The sequence below is a fragment of the Streptomyces lusitanus genome, assembly GCF_042647945.1.
Taxonomy (GTDB): Bacteria; Actinomycetota; Actinomycetes; order Streptomycetales; family Streptomycetaceae; genus Streptomyces; species Streptomyces pseudogriseolus.
Genome location: NZ_JBHRWL010000007.1, coordinates 20,179 through 40,672 on the forward strand (window position 1 = coordinate 20,179; position 20,494 = coordinate 40,672).

21 protein-coding genes are annotated in these 20,494 nt (G+C 73.6%); 16 read left to right on the plus strand and 5 right to left on the minus strand.

The genetic code is table 11. The features are described from left to right. Positions 1-2 precede the first annotated feature (2 nt). The 4 genes from ACFOSY_RS11835 to ACFOSY_RS11850 all read left to right on the plus strand — a co-directional run bounded on the left by ACFOSY_RS11835 (position 3) and on the right by ACFOSY_RS11850 (position 4,519). Positions 3-941: a M23 family metallopeptidase gene (locus ACFOSY_RS11835; RefSeq protein WP_394306723.1), complete on the plus strand. Its 939-nt coding sequence runs from the start codon at positions 3-5 to the stop codon at positions 939-941. 268 nt (positions 942-1,209) lie between these two features. Next, positions 1,210-1,995, plus strand: a complete 786-nt coding sequence (locus ACFOSY_RS11840; protein ID WP_394307348.1) for an SGNH/GDSL hydrolase family protein — start codon at positions 1,210-1,212, stop codon at positions 1,993-1,995. Between the two features lie 122 nt (positions 1,996-2,117). Next, positions 2,118-3,314, plus strand: coding sequence for an MBL fold metallo-hydrolase (locus ACFOSY_RS11845; RefSeq protein ID WP_394306724.1), 1,197 nt, complete (start codon positions 2,118-2,120; stop codon positions 3,312-3,314). An 86-nt stretch (positions 3,315-3,400) separates the two neighbouring features. Next, positions 3,401-4,519, plus strand: coding sequence for a DUF4241 domain-containing protein (locus ACFOSY_RS11850; RefSeq protein WP_394306725.1), 1,119 nt, complete (start codon positions 3,401-3,403; stop codon positions 4,517-4,519). 80 nt (positions 4,520-4,599) lie between these two features. Here ACFOSY_RS11850 and ACFOSY_RS11855 read toward each other — a convergent pair whose 3' ends face one another. The 5 genes from ACFOSY_RS11855 to ACFOSY_RS11875 form a co-directional block, all read right to left on the minus strand. Next, positions 4,600-5,988 (minus strand): MFS transporter, encoded by a 1,389-nt coding sequence (locus ACFOSY_RS11855; protein ID WP_394306726.1) that lies wholly within the window; start codon positions 5,986-5,988, stop codon positions 4,600-4,602. A 49-nt stretch (positions 5,989-6,037) separates the two neighbouring features. After that, the gene (locus tag ACFOSY_RS11860) at positions 6,038-6,961 is read right to left on the minus strand and encodes an amidohydrolase family protein (protein ID WP_394306727.1); all 924 of its coding nucleotides are present in this window, start codon (positions 6,959-6,961) and stop codon (positions 6,038-6,040) included. Between the two features lie 14 nt (positions 6,962-6,975). Beyond that, complete coding sequence (gene ligK / locus ACFOSY_RS11865) at positions 6,976-7,659, minus strand: 4-carboxy-4-hydroxy-2-oxoadipate aldolase/oxaloacetate decarboxylase (RefSeq protein ID WP_394306728.1); 684 nt, start codon at positions 7,657-7,659, stop codon at positions 6,976-6,978. 82 nt (positions 7,660-7,741) lie between these two features. Continuing rightward, the gene (locus tag ACFOSY_RS11870) at positions 7,742-8,767 is read right to left on the minus strand and encodes an amidohydrolase family protein (protein WP_394306729.1); all 1,026 of its coding nucleotides are present in this window, start codon (positions 8,765-8,767) and stop codon (positions 7,742-7,744) included. Further along, the gene (locus tag ACFOSY_RS11875; protein ID WP_394306730.1) at positions 8,764-9,951 is read right to left on the minus strand and encodes a 4-oxalomesaconate tautomerase; all 1,188 of its coding nucleotides are present in this window, start codon (positions 9,949-9,951) and stop codon (positions 8,764-8,766) included. The genes ACFOSY_RS11870 and ACFOSY_RS11875 overlap by 4 nt, the downstream gene beginning before the upstream one ends. Positions 9,952-10,218: 267 nt before the next feature. Here ACFOSY_RS11875 and ACFOSY_RS11880 point away from each other — a divergent pair, with 267 nt between their 5' ends. From ACFOSY_RS11880 to ACFOSY_RS11935, 12 genes are all read left to right on the plus strand, one after another. Next, on the plus strand, positions 10,219-10,875 hold the full coding sequence (locus tag ACFOSY_RS11880; protein WP_394306731.1) for a GntR family transcriptional regulator: 657 nt from the start codon (positions 10,219-10,221) through the stop codon (positions 10,873-10,875). A gap of 467 nt (positions 10,876-11,342) precedes the next feature. Continuing rightward, positions 11,343-13,352, plus strand: coding sequence for a sensor histidine kinase (locus ACFOSY_RS11885; RefSeq protein ID WP_394306732.1), 2,010 nt, complete (start codon positions 11,343-11,345; stop codon positions 13,350-13,352). A gap of 56 nt (positions 13,353-13,408) precedes the next feature. Next, positions 13,409-13,843 (plus strand): roadblock/LC7 domain-containing protein, encoded by a 435-nt coding sequence (locus tag ACFOSY_RS11890; protein WP_006130361.1) that lies wholly within the window; start codon positions 13,409-13,411, stop codon positions 13,841-13,843. Positions 13,844-13,845: 2 nt separating this feature from the next. Beyond that, on the plus strand, positions 13,846-14,217 hold the full coding sequence (locus tag ACFOSY_RS11895; RefSeq protein ID WP_006130360.1) for a DUF742 domain-containing protein: 372 nt from the start codon (positions 13,846-13,848) through the stop codon (positions 14,215-14,217). Continuing rightward, positions 14,195-14,815, plus strand: coding sequence for a GTP-binding protein (locus tag ACFOSY_RS11900; protein ID WP_394306733.1), 621 nt, complete (start codon positions 14,195-14,197; stop codon positions 14,813-14,815). Before ACFOSY_RS11895 ends, ACFOSY_RS11900 begins: the two co-directional genes overlap by 23 nt. Before the next feature lie 59 nt (positions 14,816-14,874). After that, on the plus strand, positions 14,875-15,450 hold the full coding sequence (locus tag ACFOSY_RS11905; RefSeq protein ID WP_394306734.1) for a GAF domain-containing protein: 576 nt from the start codon (positions 14,875-14,877) through the stop codon (positions 15,448-15,450). A 183-nt stretch (positions 15,451-15,633) separates the two neighbouring features. Beyond that, the gene (gene tdh / locus ACFOSY_RS11910) at positions 15,634-16,665 is read left to right on the plus strand and encodes an L-threonine 3-dehydrogenase (RefSeq protein WP_394306735.1); all 1,032 of its coding nucleotides are present in this window, start codon (positions 15,634-15,636) and stop codon (positions 16,663-16,665) included. A gap of 41 nt (positions 16,666-16,706) precedes the next feature. Beyond that, the gene (locus ACFOSY_RS11915; RefSeq protein ID WP_394306736.1) at positions 16,707-17,906 is read left to right on the plus strand and encodes a glycine C-acetyltransferase; all 1,200 of its coding nucleotides are present in this window, start codon (positions 16,707-16,709) and stop codon (positions 17,904-17,906) included. A gap of 36 nt (positions 17,907-17,942) precedes the next feature. Next, the gene (locus ACFOSY_RS11920) at positions 17,943-18,848 is read left to right on the plus strand and encodes a LysR family transcriptional regulator (RefSeq protein ID WP_394306737.1); all 906 of its coding nucleotides are present in this window, start codon (positions 17,943-17,945) and stop codon (positions 18,846-18,848) included. A 43-nt stretch (positions 18,849-18,891) separates the two neighbouring features. Beyond that, the gene (locus ACFOSY_RS11925; RefSeq protein ID WP_394306738.1) at positions 18,892-19,476 is read left to right on the plus strand and encodes a helix-turn-helix domain-containing protein; all 585 of its coding nucleotides are present in this window, start codon (positions 18,892-18,894) and stop codon (positions 19,474-19,476) included. Further along, the gene (locus ACFOSY_RS11930; protein ID WP_394306739.1) at positions 19,473-20,081 is read left to right on the plus strand and encodes a GNAT family N-acetyltransferase; all 609 of its coding nucleotides are present in this window, start codon (positions 19,473-19,475) and stop codon (positions 20,079-20,081) included. Before ACFOSY_RS11925 ends, ACFOSY_RS11930 begins: the two co-directional genes overlap by 4 nt. Before the next feature lie 30 nt (positions 20,082-20,111). Beyond that, on the plus strand, positions 20,112-20,471 hold the full coding sequence (locus ACFOSY_RS11935) for an MmcQ/YjbR family DNA-binding protein (RefSeq protein WP_394306740.1): 360 nt from the start codon (positions 20,112-20,114) through the stop codon (positions 20,469-20,471). Positions 20,472-20,494 lie beyond the last annotated feature (23 nt).

The following is a 20,494-nucleotide window of genomic DNA, read 5'->3' on the forward strand; positions in this document are numbered from 1 at the left end:
TCATGCCCGCGAAGGGTAAGCACCGCCGTACCAAGGCTCAGCGTTTCACCCGCTCCATCGCCGTCGCCGGAACCGGCGGCGCCGCTCTCGCCCTGCCGTTCCTCGGCGCCACCGGCGCGCACGCCGCGACGCCGGAGTCGGCCCCCCAGACGTCGGTCCAGTCGCTGTCCGTCACCGGCCAGCAGGCCAAGGCCGAACAGGGCGACGAGGCCCGCACGTACACCGTGAAGGCCGGCGACTACCTCGCCAAGATCGCCGAGTCCGAGCACGTCGACGGTGGCTGGAAGCAGCTCTACGCGGACAACCGCGAGGCCGTCGGTGACGACCCGTCACTCATCCACCCGGGTCTGAAGCTCTCCGTCGACGGCAAGGCCGCCGCCACGAGCACGCCGAAGCAGTCCACGGCGCCGCAGACCGCCAAGCCCGCCGCGCCCAAGGCCGAGGCGCCCGCCGAGAAGCCGGCCGAGCAGCCCGCGCAGCAGTCGTCCGAGGAGTCCTCCTCCGACGACACCGCCGCCCAGACCGCTCCGTCCTCCGGCTTCACCGCCCCGGTGTCCGGCGGCAGCGTCGGCACCGCCTACAAGGTGGCCGGCAGCATGTGGTCCAGCGGCTACCACACCGGTGCCGACTTCGTCGTTCCGACCGGCACCTCCCTGAAGGCCGTCGGCGCCGGCACCGTCGTCTCCGCCGGCTGGGGCGGCGCGTACGGCAACCAGGTCGTCATCCAGCTGAACGACGGCCACTACGCCCAGTACGCCCACCTGTCCTCGCTGTCCGTCTCGGCGGGCCAGACCGTGAGCGCCGGCCAGCAGGTCGGTCTCTCCGGTGCGACCGGCAACGTGACCGGCCCGCACCTGCACTTCGAGATCCGCACCACCCCGGACTACGGCTCGGACGTGGACCCGATCTCCTACCTCCGCTCCAAGGGCGTCTCCATCTGACCCCTTCGCGGCACCCTTCCTGACACGCGCGCCGAAGGCCGGACCCCGATCCACGGGGCCCGGCCTCCGGTGTGTCCGGGTCCGGGCGGCGGCTGCCCCCGGCCTGGCTCCCGACCCGGCTACCGGCCTGGCTATTCCGGGCTTGGCCAAAGCTTTGAGAGTGGCTTATCTCACCGCACGTCAACCCTCCCCTACGGTCGCGTAGGTCACATCGGAAGGTGAATCATGTCCGGCTGTGGCAGACGATTCGAAGAGTGACAAGGCAACAGTGATCGGGTCGTACGTGGCGGTGGGGGACAGCTTCACCGAGGGCGTCGGCGACCCCGGCCCCGACGGGGCGTTCGTCGGCTGGGCCGACCGCCTCGCCGTTCTGCTCGCGGACCGCAGACCCGAGGGCGACTTCGGTTACGTCAACCTCGCGGTGCGCGGCAAGCTGCTGGACCAGATCGTGGCCGACCAGGTCCCCCGGGCCGTCGAACTCGCCCCCGACCTGGTCTCCTTCTGCGCGGGCGGCAACGACATCCTGCGCCCCGGCACCGACCCGGACGAGGTGGCCGAGCGTTTCGAGAAGGCGGTCGCCCAGCTCGCCGCGGCGGCCGGCACGGTGCTCGTGACCACCGGGTTCGACACCCGCGGGGTCCCCCTGCTCAAGCATCTGCGCGGCAAGATCGCCACGTACAACGGGCACGTCAGGGCCGTCGCCGACCGGTACGGCTGCCCGGTGCTCGACCTGTGGTCGCTGCGCAGCGTGCAGGACCGCAGGGCGTGGGACGCCGACCGGCTGCACCTCTCACCCGAGGGACACACGCGCGTCGCGCTGCGCGCCGGGCTCGCCCTCGGCCTGAAGGTGCCCGCCGACCCGGAGCAGCCGTGGCCGCCGCTCCCGCCGCGCGGCACCCTGGAGATCCGCCGCGACGACGTCCACTGGGCCCGCGAGTTCCTGGTCCCGTGGATCGGCCGCCGCCTGCGCGGCGAATCCTCGGGCGACCACGTCACGGCGAAGGGGACGCTGTCCCCGGAGGACATCCGGTCGCGGATCGCGGCGGTCGCGTGACGGCGGGGGCGGATCCGGGGCCCCGGCGCCGGACCCGCCCCGCGGGCTTGTCCACAACCCGCCCCGGCTGTCCCGGCCGCCGCACATAATGGAAACTCCGATCGATTTCCTCTGGAGGTACCGTGGCCGCTTCTTCCGCCCCCGGAGCGGGGCCGCGTGCCCTGCGGCCGCAGGCCTTCGGCGCTGATCCCACCGGTGAGCGCATGGCGCGGATCCGCAGGTCCCCGCACTTCGCCGACGGCGTGTTCCAGAACCCGGGCGGGACGGCCCGTATGCGTCCCTCCGGGTCGGGCCGGGACCTCGCCAGGATCTACCTGGACAAGGACGCCCGCTCCCGCCGCGCCCCGCAGGGCGCCATCCCCGTGCACCCCACCACCCTCGCCGACCTGACCCGCCCGCCCGCGACCGGGCTGCGCCTGACGTGGATGGGCCACTCCAGCGTGCTCGCGGAGATCGACGGGCAGCGGGTGCTGTTCGACCCCGTGTGGGGCCAGCGGTGCTCGCCGTTCCCCTTCGCCGGGCCCAAGCGGCTGCACCCCGTGCCGCTGCCGCTGGCCGCGCTCGGACCGGTGGACGTCGTGGTGATCTCCCACGACCACTACGACCACCTCGACATGCCGACGATCAAGGAACTGGCCGGCACGGACACCGTGTTCGCCGTTCCCCTCGGCGTGGGCGCGCACCTGGAGCGCTGGGGCGTCTCCGCGGACCGGCTGCGCGAGCTGGACTGGCAGGAGTCGACACGGGTCGGCGGCCTCACCCTGACCGCGACCCCGGCCCGCCACTTCTGCGGGCGCGGCCTGCGCAACACCCAGCACACCCTGTGGGCCTCCTGGGTGGTCGCCGGCGAGCGGCACCGGATCTACCACAGCGGCGACACCGGCTACTTCGACGGCTTCGGCGACATCGGCGCCGCGCACGGCCCGTTCGACGCGACGATGATCCAGGTCGGCGCCTACTCGGAGTTCTGGCCGGACATCCACATGACGCCCGAGGAGGGCGTCCGCTCGCACCTCGACCTCCAGGGCGGCGAGCCGGGCGGCGCGCTGCTGCCCATCCACTGGGGCACCTTCAACCTCGCCCCGCACCCATGGGCGGAGCCCGCGGAGTGGATGACGGACGCCGCGGGGGCGGTCGGACAGGCGGTCGCCTTCCCGCGCCCGGGAGCGCCCTTCGAGCCGGGCGGGGACCTGCCCACCGAGCCCTGGTGGCGCTCGCTCACCCGGCCCGTCCCGCGCGTGTGGGACACCGGCAGCCTGCCGAGGGGCGAGGAGAAGGAGAGCCCCAAGGGCGACCTCGACCTCGCGGGCGACCGCTGAGCCGCAGGCATGGCCGGGGCGAGCCCGGGAGACGCTCCACGGCACGGGCCTGACTGTCACACCCCGCTGTCAGACTGTCGGCTGTGATGATCGACAGTCTTGACGTCTCGTACGGCGACATGTGGGGGTCCCACCAGGGGCCGACCCACCCGGACCCGATGCCGAGCGCGCTGGCGGCGCGCAGACACGCGGCCGGGATGCCGTACGCGGTCCTGCTGTCCTCGGGGGAGCGACCGCTGGCACTGATCGAAAGATGGCCGCGTGGGCGGTGGCGTCTGTATCTGTTCGACGACGCGTCCCGGCGCGCTCGGATGATCGACTTCGTGCCGTTGGGCACGGACAAGCTGTTGGGGGTCCGGAACACCCGGCTGACGTCCTCCGACGAGCAGGGCGACGAGGCGGGGTCCGAGTCCGGCGAAGGGCGGTCCCGGGAGCGCATCCCGCACTGCCTCGTACCCGAATTCGGGGACTGGCGGGTGTTCGCGCCGTTCCTCGCCCAGCAGGGCCACGAGCCCGCCGCCGACGCGGTCCTGAACGACGTGTCGGTGGAGGAGGGAGCGGGGCCGCTGCGCCCCACCGGCGTCGAGCGACTGTTCGTCCCGGGCTCGCGCGACACCCCGGACGGGCCGGCCGCCGTCGAGCTCGGCGACGCCGGCATGCTGCGCATCACGTCGGGGCAGCTGGCCGTCACGGACCCCGGCTTCGTCTCGAATCCGCGCACCGTCGCCGTGCCGCCGGGCGAGTACCCGGTCACGCTGTCGCTCCTGCGCACGGCACGCTCGGTCGAGGTCGCCGCGGCCAGGGTGACGTTCCACGACGCCCCGCCCCATGCGTGGGAGATGGCTCTCCGGCCCGACGAGGACCCGGGGCTGCTCGGCGAAGGTGAGTTCTACGGCGTCGGCGTCGACAGCGGCACGGTGGCCTTCATGGACGCGATCCGGGCGGTGGACGACGAGATGTTGGACGACGAGGTGCTGGACGAGCAGGTGTTCGTCCCCCTCTCCTTCGTCGACCGCCCCAGTGTCGAACTGCCCGGCACGGGGACCGGGCCGAACCTCGTCGCCTTCACGGCCGGCCGGGGCGACGGGTCGTATCCCGTCTGGATCGGCCGCACGGAGGACGGACAGGCCGCCTGCGTCGTGGTCGACTTCCGGCTCCACCCCACCGACCGGAAGCAGGGCGACACCGGCCCCTCGCCCGCGTAGGCACCGCCCGGCCCCTCCAGTGGCGCGCGGGCGGGCCGGAGGCACCCCTCCGGCCCGCCCGCTCTCCGCCTCACCCGCGCTCAGGGTGTCGACGTCACCGCCTTCGGGCCGGTCCCGGCTGCCTCCGCCGCCTCCGCCGCCAGTCGGCGGCGGCGCGTCGCGGGGCCGAACACCGCCAGGACCAGCGCGCCCAGCGTCCAGGTTCCCGCGATGACCATGAACACCGCCTGGTAGCCGATGCCGTTGTAGACGCCGGCGATCATCAGCGGACCCACCGCGTTCGACAGGCGCCCCAGGCCGTACGCGATGCTCGTGCCCAGCGAACGGCCCTCGGTGCCGTACAGCTCGGGGGCGTACGCGTACGCCAGCGCCGTGTAGCCGCGCTCGAACAGGTTGACCAGGAAGCCGAAGACGACGATCAGCACCGGGGTGAACGTCAGCCCGTAGAGCAGACCGGACGCGGCGATGACCAGGCCGAACACCACCAGGCACCACTTGCGCTCGAAGCGGTCGGTGACCATCGCCGCCAGGAAGGAGCCGAGCGGCGCGCCCACCGTCGTCAGCGCCACGTAGAAGATCGAGTCCTCGACGCTGACGCCCTCGGCGGCCAGCAGGGTCGGCGCCCAGCTGGAGTAGCCGAAGAAGCCGATGGTCTGGGTGATCCACAGGACCGACAGCAGGATCGTCGGGTACAGGAACTTCTTGTCCTTCAGCATGCCCAGGCCCGGCTTGACCGAGGGCCCCTTCGGCTTCGGCTGCTGCGGCTCGGGCAGCGGCCCGTGCTCGGCCGCCGCCAGGGCCTCGATGCGGGCCAGCCCTGCCTCCGCCTCCTCGTGCCGGCCGCGCGACTCCAGCCACTGCGGGGACTCCTCGAGCCGCCGCACGAAGAACAGGAACAGCGCGCCCAGCGACCCCCACAGGTAGACCAGCCGCCAGGACCAGTCGGACATCGGCACGACAGCCGAGGCGATCAGGTTGGTGACGGGCGTGCCGCAGATGCCGACGACGATGGCGTACGCCTGGAACTTGCCGCGCTTGGCGCTGGGGAACAGCTCGCTGATGCAGACGACGGCGACGACGGTCATCGCGGACAGGCCCGCCGACGTCAGCACGCGGAACACGCCGAGCGACCAGATGTCCCAGGCGAACACGCAGGCGAAGGACCACACCGTGAACCACAGGGTGGTCAGGGTCAGTGTCCTTTTCCGGCCCAGCCGGTCGGCCAGCCCGCCGGCCACGACCGCGCCGATGAACATGCCCACGAAGGACAGCGAGGTGACGTACGCGACCTGGTCGACGTCGGCGCCCCACTGCTCGCGCACCACGGGCGCCGTGATGGCGAAGGTGTTGATGTCCGCGAACTCGAAGAAGTAGGCGAACGCCACCGCGAGGACGGTCCGCTTGTGGAACTTCGTGATCGGCAGCCGGTCGAGCCGGTTCGCCGCGTTGGTGGTACGGATGTGCTGCACTGCACGCTCCTGGGAAGGGTGGACCCGTCTCACCGGGCCGGGGGTGACGTCAGCGGGCCACTTCGGGCCAGTACAGACGCGAGGGGTTGTCGACCAGCAGCGCCCGGCGGCGCTCGGCGGTGGTGGCGATGTGCGGGACGTGGTCGACCAGCAGACCGTCGTCAGGCATGTGGTTCTTCAGGTTCGGGTGCGGCCAGTCGGTGCCCCACAGCACCCGGCCGGTGAACTCCTCGACGACCCTGCGGGCGAACGGCACCACGTCCCGGTAGGCGTGCCGCTCCCCGTCGAGCGCGGGCGGTCCCGAGACCGTCAGCCGCTCGGGGCAGGACACCTTCACCCACACGTCGTTCGCCGCCACGAACCGCAGGAAGCGCGCGAACTCGGGGCCGTCGGGGTCGCGGGTGACGTCCGGGCGGCCCATGTGGTCGACGACCAGCGGCACCGGCAGGGAGGCGAAGAACGGCTCCAGGTCCGGCAGGTCCGCCGCCTCGAAGTACAGCACGACGTGCCAGCCCAGCGGCGCCACCCGGCGGGCCACGGTCTCCAGCGACTCACGCGGCGCCGCGTCCACCAGGCGGCGGACGAAGTTGAACCGCACCCCGCGCACCCCGGCGTCGTGCAGCCGGCGCAGCTCCGCGTCGGTGACGTCCGGGCGGACCGTCGCCACCCCGCGGGCCCGCCCGCCGGCCGCGCGCAGGGCGTCCACCAGGGCGCTGTTGTCCGCGCCGTGGCAGGTGGCCTGCACGATCACGCTGCGCTCGAAGCCCAGGTGGTCGCGCAGGGCGAACAGGTCGTGCTTGGAGGCGTCGACCGGCGTGTACTTCCGCTCCGGGGCGTACGGGAACTCGGCGGCCGGCCCGAAGACGTGGCAGTGGGCGTCCACCGCTCCCGGCGGCAGGACGAACGCCGGCTTGCTCGGTCCCCGGTACCGGTCGAGCCAGCCGGGGGTGACCGCGGTGTCGTGGTCGGTCATCGTGCTCCTCGGATTCAGTCGACGTAGGTGAGGCCGAGCTCGGCCAGCGGTCCGCGCATGCCGTACATGTCCAGGCCCAGCTCGCCGGCCCGGAACCGCTCCCGCTTGCCCTCCTCCGCCGCCTCGCGCCGCGCGGACGCCTCGGCGACCTCGGCGGCCCGGGCGGCCGGCACGACCACCACGCCGTCGGCGTCGGCGACGATCACGTCACCCGGGTTGACCAGGGCGTTCGCCACGACGACGGGCACGTTCACCGAACCCAGGGTGGCCTTGACGGTGCCCTTGGCGCTGACCGCCCGGGAGAAGACGGGGAAGTCCATCCGGCGCAGGTCGTCCACGTCGCGGCAGCCGCCGTCGATCACCAGACCCCGGGCGCCGCGGGCGCGCAGCGAGGTGGCGAGCAGCTCCCCGAAGAAGCCGTCCTCGCTCTCGGTGGTGCAGCCGGCGACCACCACGTCGCCCTCGCACACCTGCTCGGCCGCGACGTGCAGCATCCAGTTGTCGCCGGGCTGGAGCAGCACGGTCACCGCGGTGCCGCACAGCCTCGCACCCTCGTACACGGGCCGTATGTAGGGGCGCATCAGGCCGAGGCGGCCCATCGCCTCGTGCACGGTCGCGACCCCGAACCGCGACAGGGCCTCGACCGCGGCCGGGTCGGCGCGGTCGACGGTCCGGTGGACGACTCCGAGGTGGTGCATGGTGCGGCTCCTTGCTTCTGCGGGCATTCTCGGCCCGCGGGGGGACGGACTAGGGCGGCGGGGTCGGCGGCCCCCAGGGCGGTCAGCGGCCCCGGGCGGTCAGACGGGCGTCGAGGCGGGGGTAGACCCGCCGGGCGTTGCGCTCCTCGACGGCCGCCAGGTCCTCGGGGGTCAGGCCCGCCTTCTCGACGTAGCGGCGGGTGTCGTCGAAGTGGTGGCCGGTGCGCGGGTCGACGCCGCGCACCGCGCCGACCATCTCGGAGGCGAAGAGCACGTTCTCCACAGGCATCACCTGCAGCAGCAGGTCGATGCCGGGCTGGTGGTAGACACAGGTGTCGAAGAAGACGTTGCGCAGCAGCGACTCCTCCGGCTCGGGCCGGCCCAGCGCCTGCGCCAGCCCCCGGAAGCGGCCCCAGTGGTAGGGCACCGCGCCGCCGCCGTGCGGGATCACCAGCCGCAGGCCGGGGAAGTCGGCGAACAGGTCGCCGGTGAGCAGCTGCATGAACGCGGTGGTGTCGGCGTTGAGGTAGTGCGCCCCGGTGGTGTGGAAGGCCGGGTTGCAGCTGGTGGAGACGTGCACCATGGCGGGCACGTCCAGCTCGACGAGCTTCTCCCACACCGGGTACCAGGACCGGTCGGTCAGCGGGGGAGCGGTCCAGTGACCGCCGCTCGGGTCCGGGTTGAGGTTGACGGTGACCGCGCCCAGCTCCAGCACCGCCCGCTCGATCTCCGGGACCACGGTCGCCGGGTCCACGCCCGGGGACTGCGGCAGCATCGCGCCCGGCACGAAGCGGTCCGGGTACAGCTCGGACACCCGGTGGCACAGGTCGTTGCAGATCCGCGCCCAGGCGGCCGAAGTGGCGAAGTCGCCGATGTGGTGCGCCATGAACGAGGCGCGCGGGGAGAAGACGGTGACGTCGATGCCGCGCTCGTCCATCAGCCGCAGCTGGTTGGTCTCGATCGACTCGCGGATCTCGTCGTCGCCGATCACCGGCCCCGCCGGGTCGGGCGCGCGCAACGGGTCGCCGAGCGCGGCCACCTGCGCGTCCCGCCACTGCCCGAGCGGGGCGGGGGCGGTGGTGTAGTGGCCGTGGATGTCGATGATCACGCGAGCTTCTCCTGACGGGCGGGAGCGGGGTCCCAGACGGACCGGGGGACGAGCAGGTCGCCGGCCATGAGCAGGCGGGCGGTGCGCAGCAGCGCGGAGCGGGTCACCCGCTGCGGATCGGCGGGGGCGAGGCCGAGAGTGACGCCGAACTCGCCGGACGGGTGCTCGACGGAGACGGTGGGCTCCGTGCCGGACACCCCGGCCGCCACGTCCCGGGCGACGGTGCCCTCGATGACGCAGGCGGTGGCCGCGGTGACGGCGGCCAGCACGCCGATCGACCGGTGGCAGACGCGGGGGATGAGACTGCGGGTGGTGAGGGTGCCGCCGTGCCGGGGCGGCGCGACCAGGGTCATCTTCGGATAGTTCCGGCCGCCGACGTCACCGAGGCCCATCGCCTCCCCGCACACCAGGCGCAGCGCCTCCACGCGCGCCTTGAGCGCCTCGTCGGCGTCGATCTCGGCGGGGGACTCGTACCCCGTGGCGCCCAGGCGGGCGGCCTCGACGATCACCAGCGGCTGGCCGTTGTCGATGAGGGTGACGTCCACGGCGCCCACCCCCGGCACCTGAACGGTGTCCCGGACGCGCCCGGTGGGCAGCAGGGCCCCGGCGACGGAACCGGCGGTGTCCAGGAAGCCGATCTCGACCGGGGCGGCGGTGCCGGGGACGCCGTCGATACGGGCGGCGCCCTCGTAGGCGACGTGCCGGGTCCCGTCCGCGCCGGCCGGGGTGGCGACGGTGATCTCGGCGACCATCCCGGTGTTCCGGGTCAGCACCCGGGCCGTCGTACGGTCGCCCGCCGGCACCACCATGCCGGTCTCGACGGCGAAGGGCAGCACGGCGGCGAGCATGTTGCCGCAGTTGGCCGACGTGTCGACCGTGTCCCCGTCGGGCTGCACCTGGGCGAAGGTCCACTCCACGTCCACGCCGGGCTCCGTCCCCGGACGCACCAGGCCGATTTTGCTGGTCAGCGGGTGCGCGCCGCCGACGCCGTCGATCTGCCGCGGGTCGGGCGAGCCCATCGCGGCCAGCAGGACGGCGTCCCGCAGGGCGGGGTCGTCGGGCAGCAGCCGCGCGTCCAGGAACGGCCCGCGTGACGTGCCGCCCCGCATCAGCAGACACGGGATCGCGGTCTGGGAGCCGCGACGGGCGACCTCGGGGACCGGGGCGGCTGCGACGGCGGACATGGTCGCTCCTTCGGTGGACGGGATCACGGGGAACCGGATCACGGCGGACGGAATCGCGGTGTACGGAATCGCGGCGGGCGGTGCGCCCCGCAGCGATGCGAAGATGCCTGGAAGCTAAATCATCAACGAGATTGTTGACAAGATGTTCCGACGAAAATGTTCACTTGAGGGGATCCCGGGTGCGGACGCCTCCGTCCCGCGCACTAGGGTTCTCCCAGCGAGAGCCGCCCAGAACGGACGACGGAAGACGAGGAAGAGGTCGACGGAGTGACGGACAAGCTTACGGGCGCTGCCGGCCGCGAGTATGTGGCGAACGCCATCAGGCAGGCCCTGCGCGCCGGGGACCTGGTGCCCGGACAGCGGCTCGTCGAACTCGACCTCGCGGAGGCCTACGGGACCACGCGCGGCGCCGTCCGCGAGGCGCTCCAGGACCTCGCGGCCGAGGACATCGTCGAGATCGTCCCCCGCCGCGGCGCGCGGATCCGCGCGGTGTCCGTCGAGGAGGCCGTGCAGATCACCGAGTGCCGGTCGGCGCTCGAGCAGCTCTGCGCGCGCAAGGCGGCCGGCCGGGCGAGCGAGGAGCAGCGCGCGGAGCTGCGGCGGATCGGCGCGGACATGCGGCAGGCCGTCGCGGACGGGGCCTGGGAGGCGTACTCCGCCCTGAACCAGCGGCTGCACGAACTCGTCATCGAGGCCGGCGGGCAGGAGGTCGCCCGCCGTCAGCTCGAGCGGCTGAACGGGCCGATGGTCCGCTTCCAGTTCCGGCTCGCCCTGCGCCCCGGACGCCCCGCGCAGTCCCTGCCGCAGCACCTGGCGATCATCGACGCGGTCGCCGGCGCCGACCCGGAGGCGGCGGCACGGGCGGTGGCGGCGCACCTGAACGACGTCATCGAACAGCTGCGGGCGTCCGCGCCCCGCATGTGACGGGTGTCGGCACCCGCGATTCGCTACTCAGTGTGATGTTCTGGCCGGAGGGGTGGGGCGCCCTTCGGCCCGTTCCGGGCTCTCGTGGGGGCGCACCCCGTCCGATTCGCGCCCCCTTCCGCACCTCCGCGCCCCGAAGCGTCTCCGGGTGTCTCGAACACGCTCACGACCGCTTCTGAACAGCACTGATCGGCCCGCGATCACTTCCGCCGCACCCGGCCGAACGGTTATCGGTCTGTCGTACGACGCCTCATACCAGAGCGCGATGCTGTCCGCACGAGTTTGTCAACTGCCCACCGCACATGATGCGGTGGCGACTACGGTGAGTGTCGGTCGCCCGGCGTGACGGCTCGCGACGGATCGTGTCGCAGGACGCCTCGCGCCGAGGGCCGCGTCGGTGAGGATCGGGATCAGGGAGCGGGGACCGGCACGTGCAGCCACAAGGCGGACGAGGGAGCCGACGGGGCGTGGAGCCCCGACAGCCGGGGACGGCCGGCGCCACGGTCGTGGCCCGCGCACCCCGCGCCGGCGCCGCCCCGACGACCCCCGGCCCCGGCGCCCGCCGCGACGGCGCCGCCGCCCGGCCGGAGCGGCGCGAGTCGGGGTCGGGACGCCACGGACGTCCGCCGTCCCGTCCCGCGCGTACCGCGCCCGGCCTGCCCGAGTCGCACATACGGTCCCAGCTGCTCCGGCTCGCCGTGCTGCCGCCCGTCGCGGTGGCCCTGAGCGCCTGCGCCGCCGTGCTGTTCACCGTCCGCTCCAGCGGCATGCGGCCGACCGGCGCCCTGTGGGCGGTGCTCGGCGGCGCCACCGCCGTGACCCTCGCCGGCATCGTCATCGCCGCCGTGGCCGCCGAGCGCGCGGCCCGCGCCGTGCACGACCGCGTGGGCGTCCTGCGCCGCGGCACGGCACGGCGCGAGGCCGACCTCCACGCCCTCGTCGAGGCGCTGCGCAACGGCGAGCCGCCGCCCCCGCGCGCCCGGCGCAGCCAGCACACCGCCGACGGCGACGAGTTCGACCAGCTCGCCGCCGACCTCGCCCGGGCCCACGACGGCGCGGTCACCGCCGTGGTGCAGGCGGCGCAGCTCTCCAGCCAGGCGGGCAGCGAACAGAAGCTCGAGGTGTTCGTCAACCTCGCCCGGCGGCTCCAGTCCCTCGTCCACCGCGAGATCTCCATCCTCGACGAGCTGGAGAACGAGATGGAGGACCCCGACCTGCTCAAGGGGCTCTTCCACGTCGACCACCTCGCCACCCGCATCCGCCGCCACGCGGAGAACCTCGCCGTGCTCGGCGGGGCCGTCTCGCGCCGCCAGTGGAGCAACCCGGTGCCCATGACCGAGGTGCTGCGCTCGGCGATCGCGGAGGTCGAGCAGTACTCGCGGGTCAAGCTCGTGCCGCCGGTCGACGGCACCCTGCGCGGGCACGCGGTCGCCGACGTCATCCACCTGCTCGCCGAACTCGTCGAGAACGCCACGGTGTTCTCCGCCCCGCACACCCATGTGCTGCTGCGGGCGAACCTGGTCACCTCCGGACTGGCCGTCGAGGTCGAGGACCGCGGCCTCGGGATGCCCGTCGGCGAGCAGGACCGGATGAACGCGCTGCTCGCCGACCCCGACCAGGTGCACGTCGCCAGCCTGCTGGCCGACGGCCGGATCGGCCTGTTCGTGGTCTCCCAGCTCGCCCGGCGGCACGGCATCCACGTCCGGCTCCAGACCAACATCTACGGCGGTGTCCAGGCCGTGCTGGTGGTGCCGCAGGCCCTGCTCGGCGGGGAACCGGCCGCCGTGACCGGCGCGGTCGTCCCTCCGGCGGACAGCGGCACGGGGCCGACGGGCCGTCACACACCGGCGCTGTCCGGCGCCTTGGACGCCGCGGTGGGCGCCCCGGCGGACGCGCGGGCGGACGCGCCGACGCACCCCCCGACGCACCGCTCGGCGCACACCGCGACGGACTCCTCCGCCGGGGGAGACACGGCCGCCGGACACACCGCCCCGAGCACCCTCCTCACCCCCGCCGCCCACCCCGGCCGCCCCCCGGCCGCGTCCCCCGGCGACGGCGCCGTACCCCCGCCGCTTCCGCTGCGCGGCGCCCGTACCGCCCGCCCCACCCCCGCCGAGGCCGTCCCCGGCGTCCACCACACCGGGCACGACGGACCGGACGCGCCCCCCGCGGCCGGCGACCCGCCGCCCGCCCCGCTCGTCCCGCGCACCACCCCGGTGCGCGGCACCATGGGCAAACCCCACCTGCCCCGCCGCCGCGCCCAGGAGCACATCGCGCCGCAACTGCGCGACGGGCCCGCGCCCCGGCAGGACAGCGAGCACGTCGCCGGCCACGACCCCCAGCTGATGGCCGCCTTCCAACGGGGCGTCAGCCTCGCGGAGTCCCAGCCGGAGTCCCCCGCGCCCGCGCGGCCGGCCGTGCCCGCACCCCGTACCGACCACACCGCCCGGCACGACGGGAGCGCGTCCGCCGGATGACCACCCCCACCACCCGCGCTCCAGCAGACCTTCGTACCCCAAGGAGTCGATCCACCATGGCGAGCGATGCGCCGACCGCCCAGGTATCCGACCTCGACTGGCTGATGAGCGGCCTCGTGCAACGCGTACCGCACACCCGGAGCGCCGTCCTGCTGTCCTGCGACGGACTGGTGAAGTCCGTCCACGGCCTCGACCCGGACGCCGCCGACCACATGGCCGCCCTCGCCTCCGGCCTGTACTCCCTCGGCCGCAGCGCCGGCATCCGCTTCGGCGACGGCGGCGACGTCCGGCAGGTCGTCGTCGAGCTCGACTCGACGCTGCTGTTCGTCACCACCGCAGGGTCCGGCACCTGCCTCGCCGTCATGGCCGGCCGCGAGGCCGACGCGGCCGTGCTCGGCTACGAGATGGCGATGCTGGTCAAGTCCGTCCGGCCGTACCTGATGACCGCTCCCCGGCAGCAGGGCGTCGAGCCCCCTGCGATGAGGCCTTGAGCGTGCGGGCGGCCGGGGACGGGCCGTGGCTCGACGACGCGGCCGGCCGGCTGGTGCGCCCCTTCACGGTCAGCAACGGCCGGACCCGGCCGACCGTCGCCCTCGACCTGATGTCACAGGTCCGGGCCACCGGCGCCACCCCGCTCGGCTACCTGGGCCCCGAGCACGCACAGGCCCTCGACCTGTGCCGCGCCCCCGTCCCCGTCGCCGAGGTCGCCGCCCATCTCGGGCTGCCGGTGGCCGTCACCAAGGTGCTGCTGGCGGACCTCGTCGACTGCGGGGCGCTGACCGACAAACCCCCCGCGTTCCACCACAACCCCACGGACCGGGCCCTTCTGGAGGCAGTGCTCGATGGACTACGACGACAGCTCTGACGGCGCCGGGCACGGCGACGACCTGTTCCCGAACGCCCTCAAAATCCTGGTGGCGGGCGGGTTCGGGGTGGGCAAGACCACCTTCGTCGGCGCCGTCAGCGAGATCGCGCCGCTCAGCACGGAGGAACTGCTGACCACCGTCAGCGCCGCCACCGACAAGCTCGACGGCATCGAGAACAAGGTCGAGACCACCGTCGCCATGGACTTCGGCCGCATCACCCTGGATGCCGCGCACGTCCTGTACCTGTTCGGCACGCCCGGCCAGGAACGCTTCTGGTTCATGTGGGACGAGCTGTGCGAGGGCGCGCTCGGCGCGGTCATCCTCGCCGACACCCGGCGCCTGGAGGAGTGCTTCGCCGCGGTCGACTTCTTCGAGCAGCGCGGCCTCGGCTTCGTCATCGCCGTCAACGAGTTCGACGGCGCCTACCGCTACGACCCCGAGGAGGTGCGCGCCGCCCTCGACCTCCCCGAGGAGGTGCCCGTCGTCCCCTGCGACGCCCGGATCTCCAGCTCCGGCGTGCAGACCCTGCTCACCCTCGTCCGCCACCTCCTCGCGCACGCCCCCGCCACACCCACCGGGTACGGCGCGCCCATGTGATCCCCGCACACCCCACGGAGCCCGTCCATGAACTTCGCCCACGCCCCGGGAGCCCGCCCATGAGCTACGACCCGCCCCGCCCGGCCGGTCGGCTGCTGCTCACCCCGGAGGACCGGCAGGCCCCGGAGCGCACCCGCAGGCTGCGCCGGCTGGGACTCGGGGAGCGGCCCGATCCCGAGCTGGACGCCTTCGCCCGCGGCCTCGCCGAGCTCACCGGGGCGCCGTACGCCGTGGTCAACCTCCCCGGCGAGCACGGGCAGTTCTTCGCGGGCCTGCACACCCCGGGCGTCGCCCCCGCCCTCCGCAGCGACGGCACCGGCGCGCTGCTGGGCCGGACCCTGCCCCGCGACCACGGCTTCTGCCCGCACGTGATCGCCCGCGGCAGGGCGCTGGTGCTGGAGGACGTGACCGACTACCCGCGGTTCGCGGGCAACGCGGTGGTCGACGAGTTCGGCGTCCGCTCCTACATGGGCGCGCCGCTCACCGACGGCACCGGCCTGGTGCTCGGCACCGTCGCGGTCAGCGACGTACGCCCCCGCGGCTGGGGACAGCCCGGCCTCGCCGCCATCAAGGCGCAGGCCGCGGAACTCGCCGCACGGCTGGAGCGCCGGGAGAGCGACGGGCTGCCGCTGTGACACGGGGCGCGCGCCCGCGCCCGGACGGGTGACGCGTGAAGCAAAGCTGTGGCCGCGCTTAAGAAATCCTCGATGGACCGGTGAGGGTGTTGTACGGCAGATTGCAGTCGATTCCACTCCTCTTCCCGGACCGGGCCGCCTCGGCATGCCCGGACCCGGGACTCACCCTCAGGAGCCGTACCGTTGAAGGCGCTGGTCAAGGAGAAGGCGGAGCCCGGGCTGTGGCTCGTGGACGTCCCGGAGCCCGCCGTCGGACCCGGCGACGTGCTGATCAAGGTGCTGCGCACCGGTATCTGCGGCACCGACCTGCACATCCGTAACTGGGACGGCTGGGCGCAGCAGACCATCGACACCCCGCTGGTCCTCGGGCACGAGTTCGTCGGCGAGGTCGTCGAGACCGGCCGGGACGTCCCCGACGACATCAAGACCGGTGACCGGGTCAGCGGCGAGGGCCACCTGGTGTGCGGCAAGTGCCGCAACTGCCTGGCCGGCCGCCGCCACCTGTGCCGCGCCACGGTCGGCCTCGGCGTGGGACGCGACGGCGCGTTCGCCGAGTACGTCGTGCTCCCCGCCACCAACGTGTGGGTGCACCGCGTCCCCGTCGACCTCGACGTCGCCGCGATCTTCGACCCGTTCGGCAACGCGGTGCACACCGCGTTGTCCTTCCCCCTGGTCGGCGAGGACGTCCTGATCACCGGCGCGGGGCCGATCGGCCTGATGGCCGCCGCCGTGGCCCGGCACGCCGGCGCGCGCAACGTCGTCATCACCGACGTCAGCGAGGAGCGCCTGGAGCTCGCCCGCAAGATCGGCGCGACCCTGGCGCTGAACGTGGCCGGGACGACCATCGCCGACGGGCAGCACACCCTCGGCCTGCGCGAGGGCTTCGACATCGGCCTGGAGATGTCCGGCCGCCCCGAGGCGATGCGCGACATGATCGCCAACATGACGCACGGCGGCCGCATCGCCATGCTGGGCCTGCCCGCCGAGGAGTTCCCGGTCGACTGGGCCCGGATCGTCACCTCCATGATCACCATCAAGGGCATCTACGGCCGCGAGATGTTCGAGACCTGGTACGCCATGTCGGTGCTGCTGGAGGGCGGACTCGACCTCGCCCCCGTGATCACCGGCCGCTACTCCCACCGCGACTTCGAGGCCGCCTTCGAGGACGCCGCCGGCGGCAAGGGCGGCAAGGTCATCCTCGACTGGACCGCGTAAGCCGACCGCGTCAGCCATCTGCCTTCCAAGGAGCTTCCGAGATGTTCGACTCCGTGCGCGACGACCTGCGCGCCACCCTCGACGAGATCCGCGCCGCCGGACTGCACAAGCCCGAGCGCGTCATCGGCACCCCGCAGTCCGCCACCGTGAACGTCACCGCCGGCGGCCGCCCCGGTGAGGTCCTCAACTTCTGCGCCAACAACTACCTGGGCCTCGCCGACCACCCCGAGGTGATCGCCGCCGCCCACGAGGCCCTGGACCGCTGGGGCTACGGCATGGCGTCCGTCCGCTTCATCTGCGGCACCCAGGAGGTGCACAAGGAGCTGGAGGCGCGCCTCTCGGCGTTCCTCGGCCAGGAGGACACGATCCTCTACTCCTCCTGCTTCGACGCCAACGGCGGCGTGTTCGAGACGCTGCTCGGCCCGGAGGACGCGGTGATCTCCGACGCGCTGAACCACGCGTCGATCATCGACGGCATCCGGCTGTCCAAGGCCCGCCGCTTCCGCTACGCCAACCGCGACATGGCCGACCTGGAGCGCCAGCTGAAGGAGGCCGCCGAGGGCGGCGCCCGCCGGAAGCTCATCGTCACCGACGGCGTCTTCTCCATGGACGGCTACGTCGCCCCGCTCGACGAGATCTGCGACCTCGCCGACCGGCACGGCGCCATGGTCATGGTCGACGACTCGCACGCCGTCGGCTTCGTCGGCCCCGGCGGCCGCGGCACCCCCGAACTGCACGGGGTGATGGGCCGCGTCGACATCATCACCGGCACCCTCGGCAAGGCCCTCGGCGGCGCGTCCGGCGGCTATGTCGCCGCCCGCGCGGAGATCGTCGCCCTGCTGCGCCAGCGCTCCCGCCCGTACCTGTTCTCCAACACGCTCGCCCCGGTGATCGCGGCCGCCTCGCTGAAGGTCCTCGACCTGCTGGAGTCCGCCGACGACCTGCGCGTCCGGCTGGCCGGGAACACCGCCCTGTTCCGCCGCCGGATGACGGAGGAGGGCTTCGACATCCTCCCCGGCGACCACGCCATCGCCCCCGTGATGATCGGCGACGCGGCCCGCGCGGGCCGCATGGCGGAGCTGCTGCTGGAGCGCGGGGTGTACGTGATCGGCTTCTCCTACCCGGTCGTCCCGCAGGGCCAGGCCCGCATCCGCGTGCAGCTCTCGGCGGCGCACTCCACGGACGACGTGAACCGCGCCGTCGACGCCTTCGTCGCGGCCCGTGCGGAGCTCGACGCCTGACCGTCGCGCACCGCTGCATTTGAGACAATCGATCCCATGATCGAAGCGCGGCGGCTCCACATCCTCCGTGCGGTGGCGGACCATCGCACGGTCACCGCGGCGGCCGCCGCGCTGTACCTCACCCCCTCGGCCGTCTCCCAGCAGCTCACCGCGCTGGAGCAGGAGACCGGCCACCGCCTGGTCGAGCGCGGCGCCAAGGGCGTACGGCTGACCCCCGCCGGGGAGATCCTGCTCAGCCACGCCAACGCGGTCCTCGCCCAGCTGGAGCGCGCCGAGGCCGAGCTGGCCGCGTACGGGGCGGGGGAGGCCGGCACCGTCACGGTGGCCGCGTTCGCCACCGGCATCGCGCAGGTCGTCGCTCCCGCCGTGGCCCGGCTCGCCGCCACGGCGCCCGGCATCCGCATCCGGGTGCAGGACGCCGAGGGCGACGCCAGTCTCCCGATGGTGCTGGACCGGCAGGTCGACGTCGCCGTGGCGGTCGAGTACCGCGGGGCGCCGCCCGCCGACGACCCGCGCCTCACCCATGTCCCGCTGTACGCCGAGCCGTTCGACGCGGTCGTGCCCGTCTCCCACCGCCTGGCCGACGGCCCCGAGGTGCCGCTCGCGGAGCTGGCCAAGGACCCCTGGATCGGCCCGTACCCCGGCAACCCCTGCCATGACGTGGTCGTGCTGGCCTGCGAGAACGCCGGGTTCCAGCCCCGGCTCGAACACCTCTCGGACGACTTCCGCGCGGTCGTCGCCCTCGCCTCCGCGGACGTGGGCGTGGCCCTCGTCCCCCGCTCGGCGCTGCGCGGCACTGACCTCACGGGCGTGGTGGTGCGCCCGGTCGACGGCGTGCCCCCCACCCGCCGCGTCTTCGCCGCCGTACGCCGTGGCGCGGAGGGCCACCCCCTGATCCGCCCGGTCCTGGACGCGCTCCACGCGGCGGCCGGGGACGCGTGAGCGACCCTTCCAGGCCGCTCATATCCGGGATATCGTCCCGCATATGAAGCAACAGGAGGTCGCCCCCGCCCCCGATCCTGTCGACGTGCGCCTCGGAGCGCGGCTGGCCGAACTGAGGGCCGAACACGGCTGGTCCCTGGGGCAGTTGGCGGAGCGCAGCGGTGTCAGCAGGTCCACGCTGTCGCGGGCCGAGCGGGCCGAGACCAGCCCCACCGCCTCCCTGCTCAACCGGCTCTGCGCCGTCTACGGCAGGACGATGTCCCAGCTGCTCAGCGAGGTCGAGGCGGAACCGGCGCCGGTGGTGCGCGCCGCCGACCAGCCGGTGTGGCAGGACCGTGCCTCCGGCTTCGTCCGCCGCTCCGTGTCCCCGCCGCACGCCGGACTGCGCGGCGAACTCGTCGAGGGCCGCCTGACCGCCGGCGCGGACATCCCCTACGACCGGCCGCCGGTACCGGGCCTCGAACAGCACATCTGGGTGCTCGAAGGCGCCCTCGCCGTGACCGCCGGAGGCGCCGAACACCGGCTCGACGCGGGCGACTGCCTCCGGCTGCGCGTCTGGGGACCCACCCGCTTCCGCTGCCCCGGCCCCGGGGACGTCCGCTACGTGCTGGCGGTGGTGCGGCCGTGAACGTCGAACGCCCCGGCGCCGCCCGCCTGCTGGAGCTGACCGGCACACTGGCCGACCTGCTGACCGACACCGTGGCGAGCGGCGCGTCCGTCGGCTTCCTCGCCCCGCTCGACCGTACGGCGGCCCTCACCTGGTGGACCGAGCGGTGCGCGGACGTCGCCGCCGGCCGCCTCACGGTGTGGACGGCGTACGAGGAACCCGGCCGGGTGCTGGGCACCGTCAGCCTCGCCCTGCCCGCCGGCAAGCCCAACAGCGCGCACCGCGCGGAGCTGGTGAAGCTGATGGTGCACCGCACGGCCCGCGGCAAGGGACTCGGCCGCCGACTGCTTGCGGTGGCGGAGGAGGCGGCGGCCGCCGACGGCATTACCCTCCTGCACCTGGACACCGAGACCGGCAGCCCCGCCGAACACCTGTACCGCACGTCCGGCTGGACAGCGGTCGGCGCGATCCCCGACTACGCGGCGAACCCGGCCGGGGCACTGCGCCCGACGACGATCTACTACAAGCGCCTGGCCGCAACGCGCCTTCAGGGGCGCGGGGAACTGCGCGAACGGGGGCCCGGGGGCGGAGCCCCCGAGAACGGGACCGCAGGCACCGCCAGGTGACTGTCGGTCCCACCCGCTACCGTGCCTGCCATGCCGGATGCCGAAGACGTACGACGGATCGCCCTGTCCCTGCCGGACACGACGGAGAAGATCGCCTGGAGCATGCCCACGTTCCGGGTGGCGGGGAAGATGTTCGCCACCTTGCCGGAGGACGAGACGTCGATCGCCGTGCGCTGCCCGAAGGAGGAGCGGGACGAACTGGCTCTCGCCGAGCCGGGGAAGTTCTGGATCGCGGACCACGAGGCGCAGTTCGCCTGGGTGCGGGTCAGGCTCGCGGCGCTGGAGGACGAGGGCGAGCTGCGGGACATCCTCGCCGACTCCTGGCGCCAGGCGGCCCCGTCGCGGCTGCTCGAGGCGCATCCCCGGCTGGGGCTGCCGCCGGAGGGCTGACGGAGTCGGGGCCGTGCGGCCCC